This is a genomic window from Thalassospira sp. (assembly GCF_030690045.1).
GTDB lineage: Bacteria > Pseudomonadota > Alphaproteobacteria > Rhodospirillales > Thalassospiraceae > Thalassospira.
In genome coordinates, this window is record NZ_JAUYHK010000021.1 from 352,290 (window position 1) to 363,665 (window position 11,376).

Annotated in this window: 12 protein-coding genes; 6 read left to right on the forward strand and 6 right to left on the reverse strand. The window is 57.0% G+C overall.

Features of this window, described 5'->3' with window-relative positions:
- The first annotated feature begins 99 nt into the window (after positions 1-99).
- Positions 100-1,035: a DMT family transporter gene (locus Q8O73_RS18940; RefSeq protein WP_305559762.1), complete on the forward strand. Its 936-nt coding sequence runs from the start codon at positions 100-102 to the stop codon at positions 1,033-1,035.
- A gap of 18 nt (positions 1,036-1,053) precedes the next feature.
- Here Q8O73_RS18940 and hemN read toward each other — a convergent pair whose 3' ends face one another.
- Positions 1,054-2,421: an oxygen-independent coproporphyrinogen III oxidase gene (hemN, locus tag Q8O73_RS18945; protein ID WP_371135109.1), complete on the reverse strand. Its 1,368-nt coding sequence runs from the start codon at positions 2,419-2,421 to the stop codon at positions 1,054-1,056.
- Positions 2,422-2,486: 65 nt separating this feature from the next.
- The gene (locus Q8O73_RS18950; protein ID WP_305559763.1) at positions 2,487-2,915 is read right to left on the reverse strand and encodes an HIT domain-containing protein; all 429 of its coding nucleotides are present in this window, start codon (positions 2,913-2,915) and stop codon (positions 2,487-2,489) included.
- Positions 2,916-3,072: 157 nt separating this feature from the next.
- Between Q8O73_RS18950 and Q8O73_RS18955 the strand changes: the two genes are divergently transcribed.
- A complete protein-coding gene (locus Q8O73_RS18955; protein WP_305559764.1) occupies positions 3,073-4,356 on the forward strand; it encodes an NAD(P)/FAD-dependent oxidoreductase in 1,284 nt (427 codons plus the stop codon).
- 12 nt (positions 4,357-4,368) lie between these two features.
- Here Q8O73_RS18955 and Q8O73_RS18960 read toward each other — a convergent pair whose 3' ends face one another.
- Positions 4,369-5,058 (reverse strand): FMN-dependent NADH-azoreductase, encoded by a 690-nt coding sequence (locus tag Q8O73_RS18960; RefSeq protein ID WP_305559765.1) that lies wholly within the window; start codon positions 5,056-5,058, stop codon positions 4,369-4,371.
- Between the two features lie 122 nt (positions 5,059-5,180).
- Between Q8O73_RS18960 and gcvA the strand changes: the two genes are divergently transcribed.
- Both gcvA and otnI read left to right on the forward strand, forming a co-directional pair.
- The gene (gcvA, locus tag Q8O73_RS18965; RefSeq protein WP_305559766.1) at positions 5,181-6,071 is read left to right on the forward strand and encodes a transcriptional regulator GcvA; all 891 of its coding nucleotides are present in this window, start codon (positions 5,181-5,183) and stop codon (positions 6,069-6,071) included.
- A 65-nt stretch (positions 6,072-6,136) separates the two neighbouring features.
- Positions 6,137-6,919, forward strand: a complete 783-nt coding sequence (gene otnI, locus Q8O73_RS18970; RefSeq protein WP_305559767.1) for a 2-oxo-tetronate isomerase — start codon at positions 6,137-6,139, stop codon at positions 6,917-6,919.
- A 3-nt stretch (positions 6,920-6,922) separates the two neighbouring features.
- Here the strand turns inward: otnI and Q8O73_RS18975 are convergent, their stop codons facing one another.
- Together Q8O73_RS18975 and Q8O73_RS18980 are read right to left on the reverse strand one after the other, a co-directional pair.
- Entirely contained in the window at positions 6,923-8,188 is a 1,266-nt protein-coding gene (locus tag Q8O73_RS18975) for a glycerate kinase (RefSeq protein ID WP_305559768.1), read from the reverse strand.
- Positions 8,189-8,215: 27 nt separating this feature from the next.
- On the reverse strand, positions 8,216-8,950 hold the full coding sequence (locus tag Q8O73_RS18980) for a FadR/GntR family transcriptional regulator (RefSeq protein WP_305559769.1): 735 nt from the start codon (positions 8,948-8,950) through the stop codon (positions 8,216-8,218).
- 189 nt (positions 8,951-9,139) lie between these two features.
- On the opposite strand from Q8O73_RS18980, the gene Q8O73_RS18985 reads away from it, so the two are divergent.
- Together Q8O73_RS18985 and Q8O73_RS18990 are read left to right on the forward strand one after the other, a co-directional pair.
- On the forward strand, positions 9,140-9,940 hold the full coding sequence (locus tag Q8O73_RS18985) for an N-formylglutamate amidohydrolase (protein WP_305559770.1): 801 nt from the start codon (positions 9,140-9,142) through the stop codon (positions 9,938-9,940).
- Positions 9,941-9,947: 7 nt separating this feature from the next.
- Positions 9,948-11,117: a carboxylate-amine ligase gene (locus tag Q8O73_RS18990; protein WP_305559781.1), complete on the forward strand. Its 1,170-nt coding sequence runs from the start codon at positions 9,948-9,950 to the stop codon at positions 11,115-11,117.
- A 22-nt stretch (positions 11,118-11,139) separates the two neighbouring features.
- On the opposite strand, the gene Q8O73_RS18995 is transcribed toward Q8O73_RS18990, so the two are convergent.
- Positions 11,140-11,376, reverse strand: a 237-nt coding sequence (locus tag Q8O73_RS18995; RefSeq protein WP_305559771.1) for a hypothetical protein, incomplete at its 5' end; no start/stop codon positions are given.

Sequence of the window (11,376 nt, forward strand, 5' to 3'; positions counted from 1 at the left end):
GCAAGCCCTGTCGGGTCGGTGAAGGAAACCTCACCAGACAGGGCTTGTTTCCGGGCCTGCTTTCCGGTCTTCTGCCTTTATCATCGTTAAAACAACAATATGTCTGTTGATCTTGCCATGTCTTTTGCCAGCCCTGCCCTGTTCCCGCGCCACATCGCAGTATTGATTCTGATGACTGTGGCCTGCGGCTTTGCGGGCAATCATGTTGCCGCCCGTCTGGCCTTTGAAAACGATACCGGGTTGCTGTTGGCGATTTTATGCCGGTCCGGGGTGGCGTTGCTGATTCTGATCGGGCTTGTGGTTTGGCAGCGTCAATCCATCCGCTTGCCGGTCGGCACACGGCGCTGGCAACTGGTGTTGGGATTGCTGATCACGGTGCAAAGCCTGTGTCTGTATTCGGCAGTGGCACGCATTCCGGTCGCCCTTGCCTTGTTGACAGCCAACAGTTTTCCGATTTTGCTGGCTCTGCTGACATGGGGGCTGGGCGGGCCGCGGCCGACATGGCAATCGGCCTTGTTGATGGCATTCATTCTGTCGGGGCTGGTTCTGGCCCTTGATGTACCCGCACGTCTGGTTGACACTGGCGCCGATAATGCGGATTGGTGGCCGGGTATTGCCTTTGCGCTGGGGGCGGCGACGGCCTTTGCCATCGCATTGTGGATTACCGATCATAAATTGTCGTCGTTGCGCGGTTCGGTGCGCAGCATGTTCACGATGATCGTGGTGTTTGTAGCGATGATTGTTGCCGGAATGGCCGATCTGGTGCCCGGCGGCATGGCTTTGCCATCGGCGGTACCTGGCTGGATCGGGCTGGTGACGCTGGTTATTCTGTATGGCATGGCGTTTTCGGTTTTGTTCATTTCGGTGCCGCGTCTGAATATGGCACGCAATGCGCCGGTGATGAATATGGAACCGATTGCCACCCTGCTGTTTGGCTGGATGATTCTTGATCAGATGCTCAGCCTTGGTCAGATGTTGGGCGGGCTGATTGTGATTTCCGGGATTGTGATTTTGTCGGTGCGCCGTTCCGCCTGAAACAGCGCACCGTGATGTTCAGACCGCCTGCGAATGGCGACCGTGGGCATGGTTAAGATAGGTATCGAACGCCGCACAGACGGCCCGAACCAGCGGGCGACCGCTTTCGGTGATGGTGATGTTTGCGTCGTTAACTTTTACAATACCATCGACCATCATGGCGCGGATACGGTCCATTTCCGGGGTGAAACGGTCAGGCGATGTGCCATGTTGCTGGCAAATATCGGCAACATCGACCGATAAATGGCACATCAATTCGTTGATGATGTCGCGGCGCAGTCGATCTTCGTTGTCAATTGCAATACCCTTTTCAATCGCCAGAACGCCATCGACCACAGCCCGTTTCCAGCGGCCCAGCGCCGGGTCATTTTGCGCATATCCTTGCGGCAGCGATGAAATCGCCGACGGTCCCATGCCAATCAGGGCCTCGGCGCGGTCGGTGGTGTAACCTTGAAAATTGCGGTGCAAAAGCCCGGCCTGCATGGCAATCGCCATCGCATCATCGGCGCGGGCGAAATGATCCAGTCCAATGGCGACATAACCATGTTCACACAGGCGTTTCTGGATGGTTTCATATTGTGCCCAGCGTTCGGTGGTGCCGGGCAGGGCGTGTTCGGGGATCAGGTTTTGGTGTTTTTTCATCCACGGCACATGGGCATAGCCAAAGACTGACAGGCGATCCGGGTTGAGGGTGACGGTCTGATCGACCGTTTCAATCAGGGTTTCGGTGGTCTGATACGGCAGGCCATACATCAGATCGACATTGATGCCGGTCATCTTGCGCGCCCGCAAATCGGCAATGACCTGGGCGACCATTTCAAATGGTTGTACGCGGTTGACGGATTTTTGCACCACCGGGTTGAAATCCTGAATACCGATGCTGGACCGGGTAAATCCGCAATCGCGCATCGCATCCATCAAATCGCGATTGGCGGTGCGTGGGTCCATTTCAATGGCAATTTCGGCATCGGGCAAAACATCATATCCGGCGCGAATATTATCCATGATGGCGCGCAAATCATCGCCTTTCATGATGGTTGGGCTGCCGCCACCAAAATGGATATGTGAAACCTGATAACGACCGGGCAGGGCGGCAATCACATTGCCAATTTCCGTGCGCAGCACTTCGACATAGCTGCCCACTGGCGCATAATGTTTGGTAATTTTGGTGTTACAACCGCAAAACCAGCACATTTCCTCGCAATAGGGTACATGGAAATACAGCGACAGCGGCTGCGCCGGGTCCAGATCAGCAAGCCAGCGACGATAAACCTCGCCATTGACGGTCGGGGTGAAATGCGGTGCCGTGGGATAACTGGTATAACGCGGCAGGCGCAGGTCATATTTTTCGTGCAGGGCGTTTTTCATGGCAATGGCGGGCCTCATGTGATTACCCGGACTTTTTGGCATTATTCCAAATCGTCTGCCTTGATATGCGTCAACCCCTGAAATCAGACCGTGGTGAATGCTGGAATTAATTCCGCCCGCAAGGCCACCAGCCGTGTTTCCATTTCTGCATCGTCATAAGGACGTGCCGTGCCAACACCCCATACCGGCCCCGGCCATGCCGCATCATCGCGAAACCGCGCAATGACATGGCAATGCAATTGCGGCACCATATTGCCCAGCATCGCGACATTGGTTTTGGGGGCGGCAAACAGTTTTTTCAGGCTGGCCGATGTGATGGCGCATTCTGCCCCCAAAAGGGTGCGTTCGGAAACACTCAGATCATCATAATCAACCAGCCCCGCCCGGCGGGGCACCAGAACAAGCCACGGATAACGGGCATCCTTGATTAAAAGCACATGTGACAGCGGCCCTTCGGTGACAGAAACGGTGTCGGCGGCCAGTTGCGGGTGAAGGCTGAAGGGGGTGGTCATGATCTGCGTTATCCTGCTGGGTGACGGGGTTGATCTGTTATAACGCTAACAGGCGGTTCTGTCTTTTGTTCCGAACGCGAAAACCACAACATCTTGCCATAAGTCCCTGTCCTGCCTAGATCATCTGCGGGGCGGGCAAGGATGGAGAACGGAAAACATGACCAAAAAACCAAGGGTCGTGATCGTCGGGGCCGGATTTGGTGGCCTGGCGGTGGCGAAAAAACTGAGCGGGGCGGATGTCGATGTTGTCCTGATCGACCGTCGTAACCATCATCTGTTTCAACCCTTGCTGTATCAGGTCGCCACTGCTGATTTGTCCCCCGCCGAAATTGCCTGGCCGATCCGCAGTATGTTCAGCCGGGTCAAAAACGTATCGGTCTTTATGGGTGAGGTGACGGGCCTTGATCTGCCGGGCAAACAGATCATCGCCGGGGATCGCCGGGTGGATTATGATTATCTGGTGCTGGCAACCGGGGCGCGGACATCCTATTTCGGGCATGATGAGTGGGAAAAATCGGCACCGGGCCTTAAAACCATCGCCGAAGCCACCGAAATTCGCAAAAATCTGTTGCTGGCGTTTGAGCGGGCCGAAAACACCGATGATCCCGAGGCGCGCCGTCGTTATCTGAATTTTATTGTGGTTGGCGGTGGTCCGACCGGCGTTGAAATGGCCGGGGCGATTGCCGAACTGGCGAAACAGGCCCTGTCGCATGATTTTCGCCGCATCGATCCGCGTGATGCCCGCATCATTCTGGCCGAAGGTGGGCCGAAACTATTGGCGGCATTTCCCGATGATCTGTCCGATTATACCCGCCGGTCTTTGGAATCGCTGGGGGTTGAAGTCCGCACTGGTCAGTCGGTCAGTGATATTTCAAAGGCCGGGGCACGGATTGGCGATGAATTCATTCCCAGTGCCAATGTGATCTGGGGGGCCGGGGTGACGGTTGAGCATCTGGGAACATGGACCGGGGCGGAAACCGACCGGGGTGGCAGGATTAAAACCAAACCCGATATGAGCCTGCCGGAGCATCCCGATGTTTTTGTGATTGGTGATGCCGCCCATGTCGCGTGGCGCGATGGCCTGACTGTGCCGGGTATTGCCCCGGCGGCCAAGCAACAGGGGGCCTATGTCGGGCGCCGTATTCGCGATCATCTGGCCGGGCGGGCGACCCCGGCCTTTCATTATCGCCATGCCGGAAACCTTGCGACTATTGGCCGCCACCGGGCGGTGATTGATCTGAACGGGTTCAAGCTGCGCGGGTGGCTGGCATGGTGGTTTTGGGGGCTTGCGCATATTTATTTCCTGATCGGATTGCGTGCGCCGTCGCTTGTGATGATCCAGTGGGTCTGGAGCTATGTGTTCCGGAAAAAGGGTGCCCGCCTGATCACCGGCAGGATCAGCCCCGAAGAAGACGGGACCGCATCCCAACCGGTGGATTAGAAAAGGACGGGATCAGGCGGCGCTGGTTTGGCGGTGTCGTGCCACAAGATGTTCGACGATTTCGGCGGTTTTGGCTTCGGCACGGGCAATTGATTGTGCCGTGCGATCATCGCCAAATTCATCATATTCGATGGCCGCAGTGTGATGATCGGTGATACCGATATATTCCAGCGGGCTGCACACCCCGGCCTCGACATGGTTCAGATGGGCAACCCGCCCACCGGGATCATATCCGAAATCACCGCGGGCCGATAACACAACAAGGGATTTGTCGCCGGTGACCATCGGCCAGTACGGTACATCTTTGCGGGACCGGTCAAAACCAAATGTTCGTCCGACCCGCACGATGTTATCGATCCATGCCTTCATCTGGGCGGGCATGCCAAAATTATACATCGGCACCCCGGCGACAATCACATCGGCCCGGAACAATTCATCAATCAGGGTGTCGCTTTCGGCCAGAACTGCGTGCATCCCGTCTTCGCGCTGTTCTGGTTTGGTAAAGGCGGCATGTATCCAGTCACCGCTGACCGGTGTGGGCGGATGAGTGCCGACATCACGGTAAATCACGTCATCCCCGGGGCGCAAATTGCGCCAGTGTTCGATGAATTTCGCGCTTAAACGGCGGGTATGGGATCCATGCGCCTGTGTATCGGACCGACCGGGGCGTGCGCTACTGTCGATATGCAGGATTGTGGTCATGACAAGCTCCATTCATGATCTGTAATCATCCGTAATGAATGATGTTTGATGCAAAAATTGCCTGTTTTAATGACATGTGGCAAAATCGAATTGATCAGCCAATAGATGAGTACAATTCATCCATGATGCCGCCCCTTGCCACTTTGCGCGCTTTTGAGGCCGCTGCCCGTCATCTGAGTTTCAAGCGCGCAGCCGCCGAACTGGCCGTCACCCCGACGGCGATCAGCCATCAGGTGCGTCTGCTGGAAGAAACGTTGGGCTTACATCTGTTTGATCGATTGCCGCGTCAGGTGGTGCTGACCCCGGCGGGGCAGGAATTGTTTCCGGTATTGCGCGATGGGTTTGCCGGTTTTGCCGCCGCGATTGACCGTCTGCGCGGACAGCGGGCGCAACGGGGGCTGACAGTATCGGTTTTGCCGTCCTTTGCCGCCAAGTGGCTGTTGCCGCGTCTGGCCCGGTTTCAGGCATTGCATCCCGATATCCATTTGCGCCTGCATACCACAACCGCCCCGGTCGATCTGAAGCCGGGCATCACCGATGCGGCCATTCGTTATGGTGCCGGGCCGTATCCCGGGTTGCAGGTGGAAACCCTGTTTGCCGACCGTTTCGCCCCGGTATGCAGCCCGCGTTTGAATGTCCGCGTGGTCGAGGATTTACGGCGTTGTGCCTTGCTGCATGCCGAATGGTTGCGCCCAGATGATATGACGCCGACATGGGTGCGTTGGTGCAAAATCGCCGGGATCGAGGGCATCAACACCCATGCAGGCTTGAGTTTCACCGATGATACCCATGCCATTCAGGCCGCCCTTGCCGGGCAGGGTGTTGCGATTTCAAGCCTGGTCATGGCGGCGGATGAACTGGCATCCGGTCTTTTGGTGCAGCCTTTCGGGCCGGTGATGAAAGGTTACAGCCATCATCTGCTGCATACCGGAACCGGCCCCAATCAGGCCGAAGTCGTCACCTTTGCCGCATGGCTGTACCGCGAAGCGGCGGCAAACCCGATTGCCGATTGACGCAGGCGGCGGATTGCGAAACCATGCCGGTGTGACAACCGATCAGCCAGAAAAGAAGTCCAGCCATGCCGCGTTTTGCCGCCAATCTGTCCTTGCTGTTTGCCGACCGGCCTTTTGAAAAACGGTTTGCGGCGGCGGCTGCTGCCGGGTTTTCCGGGGTCGAATATATCGGGGCCTATGACATGCCGATGGCCGATTTGAAACGCCATCTGGATGATAATGGCCTGACGCAGATTTTGTTTAACATGCCGTTTGGCGATGAAATGCGGGGCGACAAGGGGTTGGCCTGCCGTCCGGGGCGCGAGGACGAATTTCGCGATTCCGTGGTGCGTGCACTTGATTATGCCACCGCGCTGGAATGCCCGCTTGTCCATTGTATGGCGGGGCTGGTGCAAAAGGGCGAAAACAGCGGTGATCTGGCGCGGCTTTATTGTGATAATTTGCTTTATGCTGCTGATGAAGCCGCCAAGGCCGGGGTCACAATCCTGATCGAGCCGATCAACCCGGTCGATATGCCGGGTTATTTGCTAAATTCCGTGGAACAGGCGGCGGTGATTTTACAGGAACTGGATCACCCCAATCTGGCCCTGCAATTTGATATTTACCATGCGCAGATTGTCGGCGGAAACATTGCCGCCCGTCTGGACCGCCATATTGAGGCCATCCGCCATATCCAGATTGCCGGGGTGCCGGGCCGCCATGAGCCCGACAGCGGCGAAATGAATTACCCGTTCCTGTTTTATATGCTCGATCGCATTGGGTATGACGGCTGGATCGGTTGCGAATACAAACCCTATGGCCTGACCGAAGACGGGCTGGGCTGGATCAGGCCGTGGTTGCCGAAATAGCCCTCATTCAATCAATATCGCCCGGAAATCGTTGACATTGGTCAGGGTCGGGCCGGTTACCACCAGATCGCCGGTTTTTTCAAACAGGCTGTAAGAATCGTGGCGGGTCAGAAAATCATGGGGATCAAGGCCGGTTTTGATACTGCGTCGCCATGATCCCGGTTCAATGATGGCCCCGGCATTATCCTCGCTGCCATCAATGCCATCGGTATCAATGGCAAGGGCGGCAAAGCCCGGATCGTCGCGCAACTGAATCATCAGCGACAGCAAAAATTCGCTGTTGCGTCCGCCGCGTCCGCCCTTGCCGGTGACGGTTACCGTGGTTTCCCCGCCGGACAACAACACACAGGGTTTTGCCGCCGGTTGGCCGTGGCGGGCGACCTGCCGGGCGATTCCGGCGTGCATGATGGCAACATCGCGGGATTCGCCTTCAATCGCATCGCCCAGGATGACTGGCGTTATGCCATGATCGCGGGCGATTTTTGCGGCGGCTTCGAGCGAGTCTTGCGGGCGGGCCAGCATCACCACCTGATGGCCGTCAAAACAGGTATCATCGGGTTTGACGGTTTCATAAGCGCGGTCATTCAGGATGTTATTCACGGCCTCGGAACAGGGGATTTTATAGCGTGCCAGAATGGCGCGGGCCTGGGCCTGACTGGTCGGGTCGCCCACGGTCGGACCGGAGGCAATGATGGTCGGGGCATCGCCGGGCACATCGGACACCAGATAGGTGATCATTTTGGCAGGGGCACAGGCCGCAGCCAGTCGCCCGCCCTTGATCGATGACAGATGTTTGCGCACGCAATTCATTTCGGCGATGGTGGCACCGCTGCGCAGCAGGGCCTTGTTGATTGTCTGTTTGTCTTCAAGGCTGATACCCGGTGCGGGCAGGGCCAGCAAGGCCGACCCGCCGCCCGATATCATGCAGACCACCAGATCATCCGGCCCGGCATTCTGCACAATTTCAAGAATGCGGGTGGCGGCTTTTTGTCCGGCGGCATCGGGCACCGGGTGGGCGGCCTCGACAATTTCGATATTTTTGCACGGGGCGGCATGGTCATAGCGGGTCACCACCAATCCTTCGACCGGTGCGTTCCAGCATTTCTCGAATGCCTGTGCCATATTGGCCGATGCCTTGCCCGCGCCGACCACAATGGTTCGGCCTTTGGGCTTGCCGGGCAGGTTGCGCGGAATTTGCACGGCAGGGTCGGCGGCGACAAGGGCGGCCTGCATCAGTTGCAGCAAGAAAGGGCGAGACGGGGCTGTCATGGCGGTTTCCTGAATTGATTTTGGATGTCAGGCGGGTCGTTCCAGACCGGCATTGATGAAATGTTCGACAACGGCGGTCAGGTGCCGGTTCATCGCGGCTTCGGCGGCATCCGGGTCGCGGGCGGCAATGGCGGCGACAATCATGTGATGATGCTCCTGCACCATATGGTCAAAGGATGGGCCGGAAAAGGCATTGAACCGGATTTCATCAAGGGCTGCGTGCAGCACATCATGCAGCATTTTCATCAGGTGATAATAGATGATGCTGCCGCTGGCCTTGGCAATCGCCATATGCAGGCGGTGGTCATCCTCCACCCGGTATTTTGGCGACCGGCGCGGGTCATGGGCCTGCCGATAAATGTGCAGCAGATTTTCAATATCGGCATCGCTGGCATTTTCGGCGGCGCGGCGGGCGGCCCAGCTTTCAAGGATGCTGCGCAATTCCTGCAAATCGCGCAAATTGGTCAGGGAGCCACGCACCAGATCGGTCATCGCGGTGTCCAGTTCCACCCCGGTCGAGGATAAAACTTCGGTGCCGCCGCCCTGAACCGCCCGCAAATAGCCCCGCGTTTTAAGACGTTGCAAGGCGGCACGGACCGAGACCCGGCTGACATTCATGTCTTCGGCCAGTTGCCGTTCGCCGGGCAGGCGTTCACCGGGCAAAAACACCCCGTTGGTGATTTTCGCCAACAGCTTTTCCGCCACCTGATCGGCAATGCGTTTGGGCGGGATGTCCTGTGACGGATCAGGATGATGGGGCATTGTACTTGGCACCTCCGGGGCGACAGGCCAGAACAGATACAGAAGCCGGTAACTGGTCATACCACATTAGGGGATTTCGGCGCATCTTGCCAGAAATCCTGCAACTTGATAGGTGAAAGCCTGTGGTGGGGGATCGGTTGGGCCGGCCCTTTGCCAAAAACATATATTGAATTGATCAGGAGACGTTCCGTGAGCCAGCATGCCGGGCAATTGTTAAGCCGCGATGATCCCGCCCCGTTTAAGGTGATCAATGGCGATGGTGCCGGAAATGCGTTGTTTGTCTGTGATCATGCTTCACGCGACATTCCGGCGGCGCTGGGGACGCTTGGCCTGCCGGAATCGGAACGCAAACGGCATATCGGTTGGGATATCGGGGCGCAGAAGGTTACGGAAATTCTGGTTGAACGGTTTGACTGCCCGGCGGTTCTGGGCGGTTATTCGCGGTTGGTGGTGGATGTTAACCGGCAGCTTTGGGACCCGACCGGCATGCCTGAAATCAGCGACCAGACCGTAGTGCCGGGCAATAAAAACCTGTCGCCGTCCGACCGGATGGCCCGCATTCGCGAGATTTTCCTGCCCTATCACGGGGCGATTGAAGAACGCATTGCATATTTCCATGCCCATCACCGCACCCCGGCCCTGATTGCCATTCACAGTTTCACCCCGGTATTCCAGGGGTTCGAGAGGCCATGGGAAATCGGGGTGTTGTGGGATCGCGATGATCGCATTCCCGTGCCGTTGCTGGCGGCGTTGCGGGCGCAGAATCCGGGTTTGACGATTGGCGATAACGAGCCTTATTCGGGGCAACATCTGGCCGATTATACGATTGACCATCATGGGGAAGCCGCCGGTTTGCCTTGCGTATCGATTGAATTGCGGCAGGATCTGATTGATACTGACGAAGGGTGTGCGAAATGGGCAAAAATCCTTGGCGATGCCTTTGCGGATATCCTCGCCGATCCGGGACTTTACAAGCTCAGGAGAGACTGATTTGGCCTTGGCGCAGGAACCGGGTTTTAGCATCGGGATCGAGGAAGAATTCTGGCTGGTGAATCGCGAAACACGCGACCTTGCCGCCGATCCGGCTGCCGGTTTCCTGAAAGACTGCAAGGCGGAACTGGGCGATCAGGTCGCCAGTGAATTCATGCGCTGCCAGATTGAAACCGGCACCAAAGTCTGTCATTCCGCCGCCGAGGCACGGGACCAGCTTGTGCATTTGCGCACGGTTTTGTCCGGTATTGCCGCCCGTTATGACATGGCGTTGCTGGCGGCATCGACGCATCCTTTTGCGCAATGGGACAATCAGAAACACACCGACGGCGAACGTTATAACACCATTGCCCGTGATTTGCGCACGGTGGTTGAACGGTTGCTGATTTGCGGCATGCATGTCCATGTCGGGATCGAAGATGACGATCTGCGAATCGAATTGATGGCGCAGGCATCCTATTTCCTGCCGCATCTTTTGGCCTTGACCACATCCTCGCCATTCTGGCGCGGGCGCGATACCGGCCTGCAAACCTTTCGCCTGTCGGTGTTTGACAATCTGCCGCGCACCGGTTTGCCCGAAGTGTTCGGGTCATGGGCGGAATATCGCCGCCATGTCGATATGCTGATCAATGCCGGTGTGATCGAAGACGGCACCAAATTATGGTGGGATTTGCGGCCTTCGGACCGTTGGCCGACACTGGAAATGCGGATTGCCGATGTTTGCACCAGTGTCGAGGATGCGGTGTGCGTTGCCACCCTGACCCGATGCCTTTTGCGCATGTTGTACCGGTTGCGGCGCAATAATCAGCGCTGGCGGATTTATGCCAATATGCTGGTGCGCGAGAATCGCTGGCGGGCCTGTCGTTATGGCAGCGATGCCGGGGACAAGGCCGGGCTGATTGATTTTGGTCGGTCTGAAATTGTTCCCTATGCTGATTTGCTGGAAGAAATTCTGGATCTGATTCGGCCCGATGCCGAGCATTTTGGCTGTGTTGCCGAAATTGAACATGCCCGCACCATCATTGCACGCGGCACCAGCGCGCGCCGCCAACGCGAGACCTATAACCACGCGATAGAGGCGGGGATGAGTCCGCGCGATGCCCTTTTGTCGGTGGCCGATCAATTGATCGCCGAAACCACGCCACACAAAACCACGCAGATTGATGTGGGTGTGTGACCCGGAAGGCAACTCATTGTTTTTACAGTATTTTTGATCTGTATACGGTGCGCGGGGAAAGTTTTTCAGATTTTTTGAAAAAAGTTCTTGATTTGTTCTTTTCGCTGTGGCATAACAGAAAAGTCAAGGGGATAAATCCGCCCGGACCGAAACCCGCAAGGCCTTGTGCCTTGCGGGTTTTTGCGTTTGGGCCAGAGGAAAGAGGCGATGATGCAGCGTTACATGGACAGACAAGGCGACGGGCGTGCCCGCAAGAGGA

What these genes read in the sequence shown, in the direction of transcription:
- Q8O73_RS18960 (WP_305559765.1), bottom strand. Translation starts at nt 5,058, where the DNA reads ATGACCACAATCCTGCATATCGACAGTAGCGCACGCCCCGGTCGGTCC.
- Q8O73_RS18955 (WP_305559764.1), top strand. Translation starts at nt 3,073, where the DNA reads ATGACCAAAAAACCAAGGGTCGTGATCGTCGGGGCCGGATTTGGTGGC.
- gcvA (WP_305559766.1), top strand. Translation starts at nt 5,181, where the DNA reads ATGATGCCGCCCCTTGCCACTTTGCGCGCTTTTGAGGCCGCTGCCCGT.
- Q8O73_RS18975 (WP_305559768.1), bottom strand. Translation starts at nt 8,188, where the DNA reads ATGACAGCCCCGTCTCGCCCTTTCTTGCTGCAACTGATGCAGGCCGCC.
- hemN (WP_371135109.1), bottom strand. Translation starts at nt 2,421, where the DNA reads ATGAGGCCCGCCATTGCCATGAAAAACGCCCTGCACGAAAAATATGAC.
- Q8O73_RS18980 (WP_305559769.1), bottom strand. Translation starts at nt 8,950, where the DNA reads ATGCCCCATCATCCTGATCCGTCACAGGACATCCCGCCCAAACGCATT.
- Q8O73_RS18950 (WP_305559763.1), bottom strand. Translation starts at nt 2,915, where the DNA reads ATGACCACCCCCTTCAGCCTTCACCCGCAACTGGCCGCCGACACCGTT.
- Q8O73_RS18940 (WP_305559762.1), top strand. Translation starts at nt 100, where the DNA reads ATGTCTGTTGATCTTGCCATGTCTTTTGCCAGCCCTGCCCTGTTCCCG.
- otnI (WP_305559767.1), top strand. Translation starts at nt 6,137, where the DNA reads ATGCCGCGTTTTGCCGCCAATCTGTCCTTGCTGTTTGCCGACCGGCCT.